Below are 16,909 nucleotides of genomic sequence, written 5' to 3' on the forward strand. Positions count from 1 at the left end.
CCGTCCTGGTAGGTGCCAACCCTGGTTGGCACGCCTCCGACAGTGTGCCAACCAAGGTTGGCGCCCACCGGGAGCGGGTCGTGTGCCCGCCGTCAGTAGAGCCACGCCATGCGTGGATGAAGATCGCGACGGCGGATCAATCCACCAGCCAACCGGCCAGGTCGGCGCGGTCGAGCTTGCCGCGGTGCTTGCGGTCCAGCGCGTTGAACTCGTCGGCCAACGCCGGGTTGGCCTGTGCTTCCTCGCGGCTGATGAAGCCATCGCCGTTCACGTCCAGGTCGCTGAAGCGGATGCGGTACTGGCCGACCACGCTGCTCGGCTCCAGCGAACGTACGGTCACCTGCGCTTCGCCGGCCGGCTGTGCAATCTCCACGCTGCCGGTGACCCGGCCGGCGCCCAGCGCTTGCTGGCGGATCGCGCCACCGGTCGGGCCGAGCGGTTGGCTCTGCGCGGGCGTATGCGGCAACTGCTGGGCAAGGGCAGGCGCCGCCGCCAGCAGGGCGATCAGTATCGGAGTCGAGCGGTATCGCATGGTTGCATCCCTCGGTAGCGCCGGGCCATGCCCGGCGGGCACGATGGCCTCAGCGCAGCGGCGAAGCCAGTACGGTGATCTCTTCGCGGTCGTGGTACAGCTGCTTGGCGCGCACCACCAGCGGCTTGCCGGCCTGGTCCTGGAACAGGTCCAGGCACAGCCGGGTCTCGTCCCAGCGCTTCTTCATCGGCAGTTTCAGGTTGAAGATCGCGTGCCGGCACCAGCCTTCGCGGAACCAGGTGGCCATGCGCTCGGCCACGCGGCGCGGCTGCTCGACCATGTCGCAGACCATCCAGTCCAGCGGCTGCTCCGGGTGCCAGTGGAAGCCGTCGGCGCGCAGGTGCTCGACCAGTCCGGTATCCAGTACATGCTGGCGCAGCGGGCCGTTGTCGATGCTCAGCACGTGCATGTGCTGGCGGGTCAGCACCCAGGTCCAGCCGCCGGGTGCGGCGCCAAGGTCGGCCGCGCGCATGCCCGGCCTGGCCAGTGCCTCGCGTTCTTCCGGCGTCAGCAGGGTCAACAGCGCTTCGTCCAGCTTCAGTGCCGAACGCGAGGGGGCTTCGGGCAGCAGCTTCAGGCGCGGAATGCCCAGCGCCCACGGCGCGCTGTCGGCCGGGTCGGCGATGCAGACGAAGGCGTGGGTGCCATCGACAAACACCACGTGCAGGCGTGGCAGGCGGTTGTTCGGCTTGTCGGTCAGCTTGCCGGCCTTGCGCAGCGCCGGGCGCAGCGCGTTGCCGAAGGCGCGCGCCAGACCGGACAGCGGCTTGCCCGCATCCGAGTCGGGGTGCTCCACCCACAGGTCGCCGAAGCGCGGCGCATCGGCCAGCACCTCCAGCATCGGCGTGATGCGGTCGGCCGGATCCAGCTGCGGCAGCTCGGCCAGTACCAGCAGTTTCTGCCGCGCGAAGATCAGCTCGCGCCAGCGCAGGCGCGGTGCCAATGCAGCGGCGTCGTCGCACATGAAAAGCACGTAGCCGTCATTGCGCTGGGTGCGGGCATAGCCGGCGAAACCGGCTTCGCCCGCGCGGAACTGCAGCTCGCCGGCCAGTTCGGGCTCGAAGCCCTGCCGGCACAGGCACAGCAGGCCGATGCCGGTCTCAGTAACGGGCGCCATCGCTTTCCCCATAGGCACGCAGCACGCTGCGCGCAGCATCGCGGTTCAGGCCCTGCACCACTTCGATGCCGCGCTTGTTGAGCTCGCCCACCCAGTCGGCCGGCAGCGGGCCTTCATCGAACGGGGTCAGCTCCTCGACGTCGGCCGAGTTGGCGCCGATCAGCAGGCGGTCGATGCCGGCCCACACCGTGGCGCCGTAGCACTGGCAGCACGGCTGCGAGCTGGTGGCCAGGGTGACCGGCGACAGCACCGCGTTCAGGCGCGGGGTCTGCAGGCGCTGCTGGGCCAGCATGTAGGCCATGTTCTCGGCGTGCGCCAGCGAGGTCGCGTGCGGCATCACCCGGTTCACGCCGGCGGCGATCACCTTGTCATCCGGGCCGAACACCACCGCACCGAACGGGCCGCCACTGGCGTGCTCGACGTTCAACCGCGACAGCTCGATCGCCAGCGCGACCTTGGCCTCATCGCCGGGATATCGACGATCCAGGTCGATCTGGTCGTGGATCCAGGCGGGAAGGGTCAGGTGGACTTGCGCGTACAGCATCGCGGGGGTGCCTCGTGTGGGATGGAAGAAGGTGCGGTTGCTTGGGAAACCGGCGCGCAGTGTAGCCGCAGCGGCCTGTACCGGGTGTGGCGGTGGGTCAGCCCGGCGAGCCGGTGCGGATCACCACGTACTGCTTGCGGAACTCCAGCCCGGCCTGTGGCCAGCTGGCGGCATAGGCGCGCAGCAGGGGCAGGGCAGCGGCGAAATCGTGGCCGTTGACCCGGCAATCGGCTTCGCACAGGCCCTCGGCGTCGCGCGAGGCGAACAGGCGGATGGCCAGGAACGGGCGCGCCCTCAGCAGCTCGTCGAAGGCGTCCATGCTGCGGGTGAACAGGCAGCACGGGCAGGAACCGTGGTCGTCCTCGCTGCAGGTGGAGGCATCCACCTCCTGTGCGCGGTAGTGCGCCAGCGGGCCCAGCACCACGGTGCGCTGCAGTTCTTCGCTTTCCTCGGCGCCCGGATAGCTCAGGCCCAGCATCGGCAGGCCCTGTGCGTCTGCGGCGCCGACGGCGGTCTGCAGGGTCGCCAGGTCCACCCGGATCCAGGTCTGGAAGCCGGACAGCAGCGAGGCCTGTTCGTCGGCACCGTTGGCGTGCTGGTACTCGAACAGGCCGTCGGCGAACAGCACGGGGTGCTGGGTCTCGATGACGGTGGAGGTCTGCCAGCCACCGTTGTCGCGTTCATTCGCGGCCACTGCATGTGGGGTCAGGCGCAGGCCGCTGTCCAGCAGCAGTGCGCCATCGTCGACGCGGCTTGCGATGCCGGCGCCCTGCAGCACCTGCTGCAGCAGCGGGAGGAGGGCGGTGGAAGTTGTGGTCATGTCAGGCCTGTGGATGGATGGGGTGGAACATCCAGGCCGTGCCTGGGCTCTAGCGATCGAGCGCGTCGAGTGCGTCGAGTTCGGCGCGATAACGCCGTGCGTCGGGCTGCTGCTGCGGATCATTGCCATGCTCGCGCAACCAGGTCTCCAGCTCGCGGCGATAGTCTGCGCGGAAGTCCGTATTGCCCGGGCTGAAATGCAGCTTGCGTGCGGCCACTTCCACCCGTTCGCGCGCGCTGGCCCGGGCCTGGGCAATGCCGTGCGGTGATTCGTTGGTGAGGATGACGAAGTTGCGCGGGAAGCCCGGGGTGTACTTCACCACGAAGGGCTGGTCCTGCGCCGGAATGCGGATCGCGTTCTCCAGTGGCCACAACGAGGCGGTGTTGGTATGGAACACCACCTCCACGTCACGGCCCTCGGCGGTACGCAGCACCGCTTCGTACCGCCAGATGTACTGTTCGTTGAGGGTGGAGTTGGTTTCCTCGGCCTTGACGATCACCGCTTCACCACGCTCGCCCACCGCATTGAGGAAGGTGGCGTTGAGGAAGTGGCCGAGGAAGATGTTGAGCATCGCCAGCGGGAACACCACGATGGCGTAGCCCGGAAAGCGCCGCCACCACGAGACCAGCCCGGCCAGCACCATCGCTGCAAAGAACGTCAGCAGCGGATGCTGCGAGATGAACCAGAGCAGGGCGGACAGGGCGGTGATCATCGTCGCGGGCGTGCGGGCGCCGTGCTGGCGCCCGCGCAGGTCCTCAGGCCGACCAGGTGTCGCGCAGGGTCACGCTGCGGTTGAACACCGGCTTGGCCTCGGTGTGGTCGCGGCGGTCGGCAACGAAGTAGCCGGTACGTTCGAACTGGAACGACTGCTCCGGGGCAGCGCTGGCCGCGGCCGGCTCGACATAGCCGGTGACGGTGCGGCGCGATTCCGGGTTGAGGTAATCGCGATAGGTCTTGCCTTCCGATTCGTCGTCCGGGTTCGGCACCGAGAACAGACGGTCGTACAGGCGGATCTCGGCCGGCACGCCATGCACGGCGCTGACCCAGTGGATGGTGCCCTTGACCTTGCGGTTGGCGCCTTCCATGCCCGGGCGCGATTCCGGATCCAGCCAGCCGCGCAGCTCGGTGATGGTGCCGTCGGCATCCTTGATCACCTCATCGCAGCGGATGATGCCGGCGCCGCGCAGGCGCACTTCGCCACCCGGGATCAGGCGCTTCCAGCCCTTCGGCGGCACTTCGGCGAAGTCCTCGCGGTCGATCCACACTTCGCGAGCGAACGGCACCTGGCGGCTGCCGAAGCTTTCGTCCTTCGGATGGTTGCTGAAGGTCAGCTGCTCTTCGTGGCCTTCGGGCAGGTTGGCCAGCACCAGCTTGACCGGGTCGACCACGGCCATGCGGCGCGGTGCGGCGCTGTCCAGGTCTTCGCGCAGCGCGCCTTCCAGCACGCTGAAGTCGATCAGCGAATTCTGCTTGCTGATGCCCACGCGCTCGGCGAACAGGCGCATCGCCGCCGGGGTGTAGCCACGGCGGCGCAGGCCCTGCAGGGTCGGCATGCGCGGGTCTTCCCAACCGTCCACCAGCTGCTCGGTGACCAGCGCCATCAGCTTGCGCTTGCTCATCACCGTGTAGTTGATGTTCAGGCGCGAGAACTCGATCTGGCGCGGCTTGGCCGCTTCGCGCGGCAGGCCGGCGTCGACCAGCGGCTGGGTCAGCGCGTCGTCATGGGCGAAATCCACGTTGTCCACGCACCAGTCGTACAGCGGGCGGTGGTCTTCGAATTCCAGCGTGCACAACGAGTGGGTGATGCCTTCGATGGAATCGCCCAGCGCGTGGGCGAAGTCGTACATCGGGTAGATCGGCCACGCATTGCCGGTGTTCTGGTGCTCGACGTGCTTGATGCGGTACAGCGCCGGATCGCGCAGGTTGATGTTGCCGCTGGCCATGTCGATCTTGGCGCGCAGGGTGCGCGCACCATCCGGGAATTCACCGGCGCGCATGCGGCGGAACAGGTCGAGGTTCTCCTCGACGCTGCGGTCGCGCCACGGCGACGGGCGGCCCGGCTCGGTCAGGGTGCCACGGTAGGCGCGCACTTCCTCGGCCGACAGGTCGCAGACATAGGCCTTGCCCTGTTCGATCAGCTTCTCGGCGGCCAGGTAGTAGGTCTGGAAGTAGTCCGAGGCGTGGCGCAGCTCGTTCCACTCGAAGCCCAGCCAGCGCACGTCGTCCTGGATCGCGGCCACGTATTCCGGATCTTCCTTGGCCGGGTTGGTGTCGTCGAAGCGCAGGTTGCAGACACCGCTGAACTCACCGGCGATGCCGAAGTTCAGGCAGATCGACTTGGCATGGCCGATGTGCAGGTAGCCGTTCGGCTCGGGCGGGAAGCGGGTCTTGATCGCCTGGTGCTTTCCGCTGGCCAGGTCCTCGCGCACGATCTGGCGGATGAAATCGCGCTTTTCGTGGCTGTCGGCGGGGGTCTCGGGGCTGGCGGGGGTGTGCTCGGACATGAGTCTGGGGCGAAAAAGGGCAGAAAGACCAACAGTCTAGCGCGTACGGCGCAGAGCTGCCCGGCGGCGCCTGGGTTGCCGGCCAGCGGCCGGCACCCTCCATCCACCTTCCGGCGGAATGGTCATGCGCCGCCACCGCCACCATTCAGCGTCCGGGCGTATGCTGGACCCCATGTCCCATGGAGCCGTCGCATGCACATCGTGTACAAGGCCGACAATCTGTTCGACGCCCACCTGGTCAAGCACGCACTGGAAGACGCCGGCATCCCCGCCTTCGTGTTTGGCGAGCAGCTGCTGGGTGGCATGGGCGAGCTGCCATTGTTCGGCGTACTGCGGGTCGGCATCCCGGATGCGGCGCGGCCGCAGGCCGAGGACATCGTGGCCTCGCTGGACTTGGGCCACGCGCCGGACGACCCCATTTCAGATGCAGACGACATTGCCGGCCTTCCGGCGTAGGAGCGCATCATGTTGGGAATTGGCCAGGGCATCCTCGGCATCGGGGCCTTCAAGCAGCGCCTGCCGCGCCCGGAAGAAGCACTGCCGGGGCGCGAGCAGCCGCTGCCGCTGCACAGCAACCAGCACTTCGTGAACAGTCATCCGCTGAAGGACCGTTTCGCTGGCCTGCAGCAGATCCGCTTTGCGCTGGGCTGCTTCTGGGGCGCCGAACGCAAGTTCTGGAACGAGCCGGGCGTGTACAGCACCTCGGTCGGCTATGCCGGTGGCATCACCCCGAACCCGACCTATGAAGAGGTGTGTTCGGGCCTGACCGGCCACACCGAAGTGGTGCAGGTGGTGTTCGACCCGGCGGTGGTGAGCCTGGAGCGGCTGCTGCAGCTGTTCTGGGAAAGCCACGACCCGACCCAGGGCATGCGCCAGGGCAACGACACCGGCACCCAGTACCGCTCGGCGATCCACGCCACCGACGAGGCCCAGTACGCCGCCGCGCTGGCCAGCCGCGAGGCCTACCAGGCGCAGCTGGATGTGGCCGGTTACGGCCCGATCACCACCGAGATCGTGTACCCGGCACCGACGTACTACTACGCCGAGGATTATCACCAGCAGTATCTGGCGAAGAATCCGAATGGTTACTGCGGCATTGGTGGCACGGGCGTGAGCTGCCCGATCGGGCTGGATGTGGAGGGGCCGCGCTGACGGCGGTGGTCCGCCTGCGGCGGGCAACATCAACATCAACATCAACATCCAAAGCGGCTCTGGGTTGCTGATGGTTTGGCGGGACGGGGGCGGCTGGCAGGACACGCCGTAAACCCGTCCATGGGGGCTCGATGGCGCCATCCATGGCGCCAACGGTCCTGCCAGCCGCCCCCGTCCCACCTTCGACAGTTTCCCGGTGACGGTGGGCAAGAGCATGGGTTACTGACGAACTGAAAGAAAACAAAAAGGACGCGGCCTTCGCCGCGTCCTTTTTGTTTGTATGCAGTGCTTCGTAGAGTCGAGCTTGCTCGACTGCGAGCAAGCGCAGCGCGCGACCCGCTGTTGCTTTTCTTTCTTTCTTCCGTGGCGGGCGGCCACAGGAAACTGTCAGAGGGCGGGCGGGTTGGGTTCGCGGGGGTGTCCGCGGCATGGATGCCGCGGCCAAGCCCCCATGGACGGGTTCACGGCGTCCCCCGCGAACCCAACCCGCCCGACCCAGCACGGCTGTTGCTTCATGCCTTTCGCGACCAACCGACCCGCCACGAGGGGCTCAGCCGTTGGCCGAAATCCTCACAGTTCCGAACGAATCCGCTCGCGCAGCGCCTGCAGATCCTTGGCAAACGCATCGATACCGGTCGCCAGCTTCTCGGTCGCCATCGGATCGGCGGCCAGGTCGGCGGCGAACTTCGCTGCGTCGATCGGGGTCACCGCTGCGCCGTCGGCGGCACCGGCCACCAGCTTGCGCGGCAGCTCGCCATGGTCGGCGTCCAGCTTCTCCAGCAGGTCCGGCGAAATGGTCAGGCGGTCGCAGCCGGCCAGCGCTTCGATCTGCGCGGTCGAACGGAACGAGGCGCCCATCACCACCGTCGGCGAACCGCGGCGCTTGAACTCGGCATACACGCCGCGCACGAACTTCACGCCCGGGTCTTCGTCGATGCTGGCCGGGGTCTGGCCATTGGCCACGTACCAGTCCAGGATGCGACCGACGAACGGCGAGATCAGGAACGCGCCGGCTTCGCTGCAGGCCAGCGCCTGGGTCGGGTTGAAGATCAGGGTCAGGTTGCAGTCGATGCCCTCGGCCTGCAGGATGCGCGCGGCTTCCACGCCTTCCCAGGTCGCAGCGATCTTGATCAGGATCTTCTCGCGCGGCACGCCGGCATCGGCGTACATCTGGATGAACTGGCGGGCCTTGGCCACGGTCGCGGTGGTGTCGTGGGCCTGGTCGGCGTCCACTTCGGTGGACACGCGGCCCGGCACCAGCGTGCTCAGCAGCGCGCCGACGCCGATGGTCAGGCGGTCGGCCACGGCGTGCACCACGGCTTCGCGGTCACCGCTCTGCTGGCGGCCCCAGGCCAGTTCGCGTTCGATCAGTTCGGCGTAGACCGGCAGGTCCAGCGCCTTCTTCACCAGGGTCGGGTTGGTGGTGCAATCCACCGGCTGCAGGCGCTTGATCGCGTCGTAGTCACCGGTATCGGCAACGACCACGGACAGTTCGCGCAGCTGGGACAGTTTGGACGGGGTACTCATTACGGCTCCTGGTGCAGGGGGATCGAATCGCGCGCGGTGCGCAGCGGTAATCAGGGGCGGTCGTTGTGGACCGCGGTCACGCGCAGGCGCAGCTTGCGGCCGCCGGGCGCATTCCAGTCGATGCTCTGGCCGATGGCCAGGCCGAGCAGGGCACTGCCGACCGGGGCCAGCACGGAAACCTTGCCTTCATCGACGTTGGCTTCGCGGGGGAAGACCAGGGTCAGGACGTGTTTTTCGCCCGACACTTCATCTTCGCACTCCACGCGCGAATGCATCATGACGATGCCTTCGGGAATCTGGTCCGGCGCCAGCACGGTGGCCCGGTTGAGTTCTTCAGCAAGCGCGAGCGCGGCAGGCGTCTGGCTCAGCGCAGGGGAGTCGAGCATGGCCTCCAGGCGGTCCATGTCGAAGGTGGAAACAGTGATCGACGGCGGCAGGCCGCTGGCGGTGTTCATGGTGAAGCTCCTTGGTTGAAAACCATGCAAAAGGCGGCACCCGCTGGCGCCGCCTGTCTGTATTGTGGGGACAAATGCGACCGGAATCGACTCCTGCCGATTCCGGGCCGAGGCTGTGGGGGCTCAGCCGTTCAGCGCGGGGCCGGGCAGGGCATTGGCGTCGTCGCCGACGGCATTCACCGCGTCGAGCGTGAACAGTGCATGCGGCAGCCGCTTGAACTGGTCGGCCAGCTCCATCAGGAAGCCATTCATCGCCGAGCTGCGGCGCCAGATCATGGCGATGCGGCGGCTCGGACGACCTTCGCCGGTGAAGTCGAGCAGGCGGATGTTGTTCGAGCGCGGCACCGGCGGCTGCACCGACAGGCTGGGAAGCAGGGTAATGCCGACGTCGGCGGCGACCATCTGCCGCAGGGTTTCCAGGCTGGTGGCGCGGAACTCGGACTTCTCGTTGGCGCCGAACAGGCGGCACACTTCCAGCGCCTGGTCGCGCAGGCAATGGCCGTCTTCCAGCAGCAGCAGCTTCTGCGTGGCCAGCTCCTGCACGTCCAGGTGTTCGCGGCGAGCCAGCGGATGGCGCCCGGACACGGCCAGCAGGAACGGCTCCTCGAACAGGAACTCGGCATGCAGCTGGTCGTCGATCACCGGCAGCGCCAGCAGCGCGGCATCGAGCTTGCCTTCGCGCAGGCGGTCCAGCAGCACGTCGCTCTTTTCCTCGACGAGCAGCAACTCCAGCTCCGGGAAGCGTTCGCGGATGCGGGGGATTACATGCGGCAGCAGGTACGGGCCCAGGGTCGGGAAGATCCCCAGGCGCACCGTACCGGCTTCCGGATCGCGGCTGCGTCGCGCCGCTTCCTTCAGTTGCTCCACTTCGGACACGATCACCCGTGCCCGCGCGGCGGCTTCCTGCCCGGCCGGGGTCAGCATCACCTTGCGCGGCGCGCGTTCCACCAGCGGCAGGCCCAGCTCTTCTTCCAGCTTGCGGATCTGCGTCGACAGCGTGGGCTGGCTGACGAAGCAGGAGGCGGCAGCCCGGCCGAAATGCTTGTGGTCGGCCAGGGCTACCAGGTACTTCAGATCACGTAGGTTCATCCTTACACCCCAGGGGTAACGGACCGGCTGACGGCATGGTTACCCGACAGGCAGACAATGTTCCCGGTGATCTGGGAACGGTGGATCAGGCCGCTTCAGCAACGGCACCGCTGCTGTTGCTCACCGACGAGCGGATCAGGTGATCGAACGCGCTCAGTGCGGCGGTCGAGCCAGCGCCCATGGCGATGATGATCTGCTTGTAGGGTACCGTGGTGCAATCGCCTGCGGCGAACACGCCCGGCAGGTTGGTTTGGCCACGGTCATCGATGACGATCTCGCCGCGCGGCGAAAGTGCCACGGTGTCCTTCAGCCATTCGGTGTTGGGCAGCAGGCCGATCTGCACGAAGATGCCTTCCAGCTCGACGCGGTGGGCATCGCCGCCGACGCGGTCCTTGTAGACCAGGCCGGTGACCCGGCTGCCGTCGCCCAGCACTTCGGTGGTCTGCGCGCTGGTCAGCACGGTCACGTTGCCCAGGCTGCGCAGCTTCTTCTGCAGCACTTCATCGGCGCGCAGGCTGGAATCGAATTCCAGCAGGGTTACATGCGACACGATGCCGGCCAGATCGATGGCCGCCTCGACGCCGGAGTTGCCGCCGCCGATCACCGCCACGCGCTTGCCCTTAAACAACGGGCCATCGCAATGCGGGCAGTAGGCCACGCCCTTGTTGCGGTACTGGTCTTCGCCCGGCACGTTCATCTGCCGCCAGCGCGCGCCGGTGGACAGGATCACCGAACGCGACTTCAGCACCGCGCCGTTCTCCAGCTGCACCTGCACCAGGCCGTCTTCGCCGGCCGGCACCAGAGCGCTGGCACGCTGCAGGTTCATGATGTCCACGTCGTACTCGCGCACGTGCTGTTCCAGCGCCGTGGCCAGCTTCGGGCCTTCGGTCTCCTTCACCGAGATGAAGTTCTCGATCGCCATGGTGTCCAGCACCTGGCCACCGAAACGCTCGGCGGCGATACCGGTGCGGATGCCCTTGCGCGCGGCGTAGATCGCCGCAGCGGCGCCGGCCGGGCCACCACCGACCACCAGCACGTCGAAGGCATCCTTGGCGGCGATTTTCTCGGCATCGCGCTTGCTGGCATTGGTGTCCAGCTTGGCGACGATCTGCTCCAGGGTCATGCGGCCCTGGTCGAACACTTCACCGTTGAGGTACACGGTCGGTACCGACATGATCTCGCGCTTCTCGACTTCGTCCTGGAACAGGGCGCCATCGATGGCCACGTGCTGGATGCGCGGGTTGAGCACGGCGGCCAGGTTCAGCGCCTGCACCACGTCCGGGCAGTTCTGGCAGGACAGCGAGAAGTAGGTTTCGAACTTGAAGTCGCCCTCCAGGTTCTGCACCTGCTCGATCAGCTCGGCGGTGGCCTTGGACGGGTGGCCGCCGACCTGCAGCAGCGCCAGCACCAGCGAGGTGAACTCGTGGCCCATCGGCAGGCCGGCGAAGGTCAGGTGGATGTCCTGGCCCGGGGTGCCGAGGTCGAAGGACGGCACGCGGCCCTGGCCGTCGCGCAGCACCTGCAGCGAGATCTTGTCCGACAGGCTTTCCAGGGTCTGCAGCAGTTCCAGCATCTCCTGCGACTTGGCGCCGTCGTCGGCGTGCGCGGTGATCTGGATCGGGCGGGTCACGCGCTCCAGATAGGTCTTCAGCTGCGACTGCAGGTTGGCGTCCAACATCGGGTCATCTCCTGGCTTCAGGCAAACAGGGGGCGTGGCACCGCTGTAGAAGGTAGCGGACCAGCAGGGGGTAGGGGTGAACCCAAGACAGCGACCGTGGAAGGGGCTGGCTGGCCAAGGCGGGCGAGCGTTGGCTGTCTTGGGTTCACCCCCACGCCGGCGGGGGGACCGGCACGGGGATGAGGGGCGCGCCGTGGCGTGGGGCCACGGCAGGCCGGTACTGCCTTAGATCTTGCCGACCAGGTCCAGCGACGGGGTCAGGGTCTTCTCGCCTTCCTTCCACTTCGCCGGGCACACCTGGTTCGGGTTGGCGGCGGTGAACTGGGCAGCCTTCAGCTTGCGCAGGGTCTCGGAGACGTCACGGGCGATCTCGTTGGAGTGGATCTCCAGGGTCTTGATCACGCCTTCCGGGTTGATGATGAAGGTGCCGCGCAGGGCCAGGCCTTCTTCCGGAATGTGCACGCCAAAGGCGTTGGTCAGCTGGTGGGTCGGGTCGCCGACCAGCGGGAACTGGGCCTTGCCGACGGCCGGCGAGGTTTCGTGCCACACCTTGTGCGAGAAGTGGGTGTCGGTGGTGACGATGTAGACCTCGGCGCCGGCCTTCTTGAACTCGGCGTAATGGTCAGCGGCGTCTTCGATCTCGGTCGGGCAGTTGAAGGTGAAGGCGGCCGGCATGAAGATCAGGACCGACCACTGGCCCTTCAGGGTGCTGTCGGAAACCTTGATGAACTCGCCATTCAGGTAAGCATTGGCTTCGAACGGCTGGATCTGGGTGTTGATCAGGGACATCGTTATTCCTCTGGGTGAAGGGGAGTGGGTGAATCGACAGGAGCTAGGTTACCGACTCGCTGGCGATAAGAACAATCCATTGATTGCATCTATTTGATAGATGGAGTCTATCAAAATGCACTGAGCAGGCACTGAATCCGGCTGCCTCCATCCTGCAACTGCCTGTGTGACAAGGAAAATCTTCCCTGGAGGGTGAAGACGGCCGATAGCCCTTCCTTATCCCGTCCGCCAGAACCTGAACGGATTCCCGCCTTTTGTAGCGTCGAGCCTGCTCGACCATGGGCAGGGAGCAGTCGAGCAAGCTCGACTCTACAATTGCGGCATGTCCGTCAAAACCGAACCCTCCCTGCGCCAGGTCGTGGCCGAGGCCAGTGCCCGCCTGGGCGGCATCGAGGCCCGCCACGAGGCCGAACTGCTGCTGCTGCACGTGCTGGAGCGCCCGCGCAGCTGGCTGTTCGCACACGCTACCGACCCGCTTTCCGCCGCTGACCTCGCCACCTTCGAAGCGCTGCTGGCGCGTCGCGTGGCCGGCGAGCCTGTGGCCTACCTGACCGGCCGCCGCGGTTTCTGGACGCTGGACCTGGAGGTCGACCCGGCCACGCTGATTCCGCGCCCGGAAACCGAACTGCTGGTGGAACTGGCACTGGATCGCCTTCCACTGGGCCGCCCGCTGCAGCTGGCCGACCTCGGTACCGGCAGCGGCGCGATCGCGCTGGCGCTGGCCAGCGAACGGCCGCAAGCGCAGGTACTGGCCACCGATGCCAGCGCGGGTGCGCTGGCCGTAGCCGCGCGCAACGCCGCACGCCATGAACTGCGCAACGTGCGCTTCGCCGAGGGTGGGCATGACTGGTACGCGCCGCTGCAGGCCGCGCGCTTCGACCTGATCGCCAGCAACCCGCCGTACATCGTCAGCGATGATCCGCATCTGCAGCAGGGCGACCTGCGCTTCGAACCGGCTACCGCGCTGGCCTCCGGCGTGGATGGCCTGGATGACATCCGCCGCATCGTCGACGGTGGCCAGGCGCACCTGCTGCCCGGGGGCTGGCTGCTGATCGAACACGGGTGGGACCAGGGCGAAGCGATCCGCGCGCTGTTCGAGGCGGCGCGTTTCGCCGACGTGCAGACCGTGCAGGACCTGGAGCAGCGCGACCGCATCACCCTCGGCCGGCGACCGGCCTAGAATGGGGGTTCTCCTGCCCCGGCAGGGCATCACCCTGGAGCTGCAAGCATGCGTACGCTGTACCCCGCCATCACCCCTTACGACGTCGGCACCCTGAAGGTCGACGACCGCCACACGCTGTACTTCGAACAGTGCGGCAACCCGGACGGCAAGCCGGTGGTGATGCTGCACGGTGGTCCGGGCGGCGGCTGCAGCGACAAGATGCGCCAGTTCCACGACCCGTCCAAGTACCGCATCATCCTGTTCGACCAGCGCGGCGCCGGCCGTTCCACCCCACACGCCGATCTGGTGGACAACACCACCTGGGACCTGGTTGCCGATATCGAAAAACTGCGCGAGCACCTGAAGGTCGATCGCTGGCAGGTGTTCGGTGGCAGCTGGGGCTCGACCCTGGCCCTGGCCTACGCCGAAACCCACCCGCAGCGCGTGACCGAACTGGTGCTGCGCGGCATCTTCATGCTGCGCCGCTGGGAGCTGGAATGGTTCTACCAGGAAGGCGCCAACCGCCTGTTCCCGGATGCGTGGGAGCACTACCTGAAGCCGATTCCGGCCGTCGAGCGCCACGACCTGATCTCGGCCTTCCACCGCCGCCTGACCAGCGAAGACGAAACCACCCGCCTGGAAGCCGCCAAGGCGTGGGCGGTGTGGGAAGGCGCGACCAGCTTCCTGCATGTCGATGATGACTTCATCAACAGCCACGAAGACCCGCATTTCGCGCTGGCCTTCGCCCGCATCGAGAACCACTACTTCGTCAACGGCGGCTTCTTCGAGGTGGAAGACCAGCTGCTGCGCGACGCGCACCGCATCGCCGATATCCCGGGCGTGATCGTGCACGGCCGCTACGACGTGGTCTGCCCGCTGGCCAATGCCTGGGACCTGACCAAGGTCTGGCCGAAGGCGAAGCTGGAAATCACCCCGGCCTCGGGCCACTCGGCGTTCGAAGCGGAGAATGTGGACGCGCTGGTGCGCGCCACCGATGGTTTTGCCTGATCGGTAGTGCCGGCCGCTGGCCGGCAACCCCGAAACGATTGGAGCGACGTGGACGCCGGCCAGCGGCCGGCGCTACCACTCTCCGGCCAGCAGCGCGTCGGCCAGTACCTGCAGCTTTGGTGAGTGCTGGCGCGACGGCGGGTAGATCAACGACAGCGCACGGCTGCGGCCTTCGAACGGCTGCAGCACGCGTTGCAGGCGGCCATCGGCCAGCGCATCGGCCACCGCGAAATCCATCACCTGCACGATGCCGATGCCGGCGATCGCCGCTTCCACCAGCGGATCACCGCTGTCGAACACCATCCGCGTCGGCGGGGTGAACTCACGCAGCTGCCCGTCCTGCAGGAACTGCCAATCCACCTGGCGGCCGCTGCGCAGGTTGCGCACCGCCAGGCAGGCATGTTCCTGCAACGCGGCCACATCGGCCGGCGAGCCACAGCGCTCCAGGTACCGCGGGCTGGCCACGGTTACCCAGCGCAGCGGACGCAGGGGACGCGCGACGATGCGCTGGTCGGCGATGACCCCGGTGCGCAGCGCGGCATCGAACCCTTCTTCAACCAGGTCGACCAGACGATCGCTGAGCACGGCTTCCACCTGCAGCTGCGGATGCTGCTGCAGCAGCGGCGCCAGCAGCGGCACCAGCACCTTGCGCCCGAACATCGACGGCGCGCTGATCTTCAGCGTGCCCGAGGGTGTGCACGGGCGGTCGGCCAGTTGCCGCTCGGCGTCGTCGAGGCCGGCCAGCAGGGGCGAGACCTGATCGACGAACTGGCGGCCATCCGGGGTCAGTGCCACGTTGCGGGTGTTCCGCTGCAGCAGCTTCACCCCCAGCGTGGCTTCCAGCCGGCTGATCGCGCGCGACAGCCCGGACTGGCTCAGGCCGAGCTGGCCGGCAGCGACAGTGAAGCTGCGTGCCTCGGCCACCTGTACCAGCATGCGCACGGCATTGAGGTCCATCGGGGCTTCATTCATGCCGAAAATCATGACAGATATGGTGGATTGGGGGTTTATTGATTCGGCTGCATCAATGAGACTGCGCTCCCCCACCGCGCCAGACCACCGATGCCTCCCCTCAAATACCCGCGCTGGGCGCTGACCCTGCTGGCCACCGCCCAGCTGATCATCGCCCTGGACGCCACCATCATCTTCGTCGCCCTGCATGACATGGGGCGCGCGTTGCAGATCAACGCGCAGCAGCTGCAATGGGTGGTCAGTGCCTACACCGTGGCCTTCGGCGGCAGCCTGCTGCTGGGCGGGCGTGCCGCCGATCTGATCGGCCGTCGCCGCTTCTACCGGCTGGGCATGCTGCTGTTCGCGCTGGCCTCGCTGCTGGGTGCACTGGCGCCCAATGCCACGCTGTTGATCATCGCGCGCGCGGCACAGGGCATCGGTGCTGCATTGTTGTTCCCGGCCACGTTGGCGCTGATCAACACGCTGTACGCGGAGGGCCCGGTGCGCAACCGCGCGCTGGCGATCTGGAGCATGGCCAGCGCGGTCGGGTTGGCGTTGGGCACGTTGCTGGGCGGGGTGCTGACCCAGGCGTTCGGCTGGCCGGCGGTGCTGGCGGTGATCGTGCCGTTGGCAACTGCGTGTGCGGTCGCGGCCGGCGCGTGGCTGCCGGCCGATGGCCCACGGGTGCAGGGCCGTTCATTCGACCTGGCCGGTTGCCTCACCGTCACCGCCGGCGGCAGCCTGCTGGTTACCACCCTGGTTCAGGGCCCGGAGTGGGGCTGGACGGCGCCGGCCACGCTCATCTGCCTGCTGCTTTCAGCCGTACTGTTGACGGTGTTCGTACAGATCGAAAGGCGCAGCCGAGACCCGCTGATGCAGTTTTCGCTGTTGCGCCTGCCTGGCCTGCGCGCGGCACTCGGCCTGACCTTCGCCTTCATGAGCAGCTATGGCGTGCAGTACTACTTCCTGGCGCTGTATTTCCAGGACGGCTATGGCTGGAGCCCGCTGCAGGCCGGGATGGCCTTCCTGCTGCCGACACTGGTGTGCACCTTCGGCATCCGTATTGCCGAACGCATGCTGCGGTGCCGTTCGCCACGGCAGGTGCTGGCCTGGGGATTCGCCGCCGGTGCCATCGGCATCGCCGCGGTGGCGCTGGCGATGCCGCATGGCGCCGGCTACTGGCCGCTGCTGCCGGGCATCGTGGTGCTCAGCATCGGCCAGGGCATGAGCTGGACGGCGATGTGGATCGTGGCCGGGCAGGGAGTGCCGGGTCCGCAGCAAGGTGTCGCGTCCGGCATGGCGGCCACCGCCCAGCAGATCGGCGGCGCCCTGGGATTGGCGGTACTGGTGATGGTCGCCAACGCCGCACGCGGCACGCAGGCAGCAACCAGTCCCGATGCCCTGCAGGGCATGGTCAATGCACAGTACGGCGCCGCGCTGTTCGCCGCGCTCGGCGTGGTGATCGCGCTGGGCCTGCGCCCGGCAGCGGTAGCGGTAGTGCCGGCCGCTGGCCGGCAAACGCAATGATCCAACTGTCCTGAGGTTGCCGGCCAGCGGCCGGCACTACCGATTCGGGGTAGA

At 67.3% G+C, this 16,909-nt stretch carries 17 protein-coding genes; 5 read left to right on the top strand and 12 right to left on the bottom strand.

What is annotated here, in order from left to right; all coding sequences use genetic code 11:
* Positions 1-136 precede the first annotated feature (136 nt).
* The 6 genes from VN11_RS03620 to VN11_RS03645 all read right to left on the bottom strand — a co-directional run bounded on the left by VN11_RS03620 (position 137) and on the right by VN11_RS03645 (position 5,517).
* Positions 137-532, bottom strand: a complete 396-nt coding sequence (locus VN11_RS03620) for a hypothetical protein (protein WP_053448851.1) — start codon at positions 530-532, stop codon at positions 137-139.
* Positions 533-581: 49 nt separating this feature from the next.
* Positions 582-1,649 carry a 23S rRNA (cytidine(2498)-2'-O)-methyltransferase RlmM gene (rlmM, locus tag VN11_RS03625; protein WP_053448852.1) on the bottom strand — a complete coding sequence of 356 codons (1,068 nt, stop codon included), beginning with the start codon at positions 1,647-1,649 and terminating at the stop codon, positions 582-584.
* Positions 1,633-2,193 carry a nucleoside deaminase gene (locus tag VN11_RS03630; protein WP_004154307.1) on the bottom strand — a complete coding sequence of 187 codons (561 nt, stop codon included), beginning with the start codon at positions 2,191-2,193 and terminating at the stop codon, positions 1,633-1,635. Before VN11_RS03630 ends, rlmM begins: the two co-directional genes overlap by 17 nt.
* Before the next feature lie 97 nt (positions 2,194-2,290).
* Entirely contained in the window at positions 2,291-3,013 is a 723-nt protein-coding gene (locus VN11_RS03635; RefSeq protein WP_053448853.1) for a DUF6348 family protein, read from the bottom strand.
* A gap of 49 nt (positions 3,014-3,062) precedes the next feature.
* Complete coding sequence (locus VN11_RS03640; protein WP_053448854.1) at positions 3,063-3,725, bottom strand: hypothetical protein; 663 nt, start codon at positions 3,723-3,725, stop codon at positions 3,063-3,065.
* A gap of 43 nt (positions 3,726-3,768) precedes the next feature.
* Positions 3,769-5,517: a glutamine--tRNA ligase/YqeY domain fusion protein gene (locus tag VN11_RS03645; protein ID WP_053448855.1), complete on the bottom strand. Its 1,749-nt coding sequence runs from the start codon at positions 5,515-5,517 to the stop codon at positions 3,769-3,771.
* Between the two features lie 192 nt (positions 5,518-5,709).
* On the opposite strand from VN11_RS03645, the gene VN11_RS03650 reads away from it, so the two are divergent.
* Both VN11_RS03650 and msrA read left to right on the top strand, forming a co-directional pair.
* On the top strand, positions 5,710-5,973 hold the full coding sequence (locus tag VN11_RS03650) for a DUF2007 domain-containing protein (RefSeq protein WP_004154314.1): 264 nt from the start codon (positions 5,710-5,712) through the stop codon (positions 5,971-5,973).
* A gap of 30 nt (positions 5,974-6,003) precedes the next feature.
* Positions 6,004-6,669, top strand: a complete 666-nt coding sequence (msrA, locus tag VN11_RS03655; protein WP_053451244.1) for a peptide-methionine (S)-S-oxide reductase MsrA — start codon at positions 6,004-6,006, stop codon at positions 6,667-6,669.
* A gap of 570 nt (positions 6,670-7,239) precedes the next feature.
* On the opposite strand, the gene VN11_RS03660 is transcribed toward msrA, so the two are convergent.
* The 5 genes from VN11_RS03660 to ahpC all read right to left on the bottom strand — a co-directional run bounded on the left by VN11_RS03660 (position 7,240) and on the right by ahpC (position 12,207).
* A complete protein-coding gene (locus VN11_RS03660; RefSeq protein WP_053448856.1) occupies positions 7,240-8,196 on the bottom strand; it encodes a transaldolase in 957 nt (318 codons plus the stop codon).
* Positions 8,197-8,246: 50 nt separating this feature from the next.
* Positions 8,247-8,651, bottom strand: coding sequence for a nucleoside diphosphate kinase regulator (gene rnk, locus VN11_RS03665; protein WP_004154317.1), 405 nt, complete (start codon positions 8,649-8,651; stop codon positions 8,247-8,249).
* Between the two features lie 123 nt (positions 8,652-8,774).
* Positions 8,775-9,740, bottom strand: coding sequence for a LysR substrate-binding domain-containing protein (locus VN11_RS03670; protein WP_008268420.1), 966 nt, complete (start codon positions 9,738-9,740; stop codon positions 8,775-8,777).
* An 85-nt stretch (positions 9,741-9,825) separates the two neighbouring features.
* Complete coding sequence (gene ahpF / locus VN11_RS03675; RefSeq protein ID WP_053448857.1) at positions 9,826-11,418, bottom strand: alkyl hydroperoxide reductase subunit F; 1,593 nt, start codon at positions 11,416-11,418, stop codon at positions 9,826-9,828.
* Positions 11,419-11,643: 225 nt separating this feature from the next.
* Positions 11,644-12,207 (bottom strand): alkyl hydroperoxide reductase subunit C, encoded by a 564-nt coding sequence (gene ahpC, locus VN11_RS03680; protein ID WP_004144811.1) that lies wholly within the window; start codon positions 12,205-12,207, stop codon positions 11,644-11,646.
* A 322-nt stretch (positions 12,208-12,529) separates the two neighbouring features.
* On the opposite strand from ahpC, the gene prmC reads away from it, so the two are divergent.
* Positions 12,530-13,387, top strand: a complete 858-nt coding sequence (gene prmC / locus VN11_RS03685) for a peptide chain release factor N(5)-glutamine methyltransferase (protein WP_053448858.1) — start codon at positions 12,530-12,532, stop codon at positions 13,385-13,387.
* 48 nt (positions 13,388-13,435) lie between these two features.
* Positions 13,436-14,377: a prolyl aminopeptidase gene (gene pip / locus VN11_RS03690; RefSeq protein WP_053448859.1), complete on the top strand. Its 942-nt coding sequence runs from the start codon at positions 13,436-13,438 to the stop codon at positions 14,375-14,377.
* Positions 14,378-14,449: 72 nt separating this feature from the next.
* Here the strand turns inward: pip and VN11_RS03695 are convergent, their stop codons facing one another.
* On the bottom strand, positions 14,450-15,334 hold the full coding sequence (locus tag VN11_RS03695) for a LysR family transcriptional regulator (protein ID WP_053451245.1): 885 nt from the start codon (positions 15,332-15,334) through the stop codon (positions 14,450-14,452).
* Between the two features lie 105 nt (positions 15,335-15,439).
* On the opposite strand from VN11_RS03695, the gene VN11_RS03700 reads away from it, so the two are divergent.
* Positions 15,440-16,855, top strand: a complete 1,416-nt coding sequence (locus VN11_RS03700) for an MFS transporter (RefSeq protein ID WP_053448860.1) — start codon at positions 15,440-15,442, stop codon at positions 16,853-16,855.
* Positions 16,856-16,909: the final 54 nt, after the last annotated feature.

Source organism: Stenotrophomonas maltophilia (assembly GCF_001274595.1).
GTDB classification, from domain to species: domain Bacteria; phylum Pseudomonadota; class Gammaproteobacteria; order Xanthomonadales; family Xanthomonadaceae; genus Stenotrophomonas; species Stenotrophomonas forensis.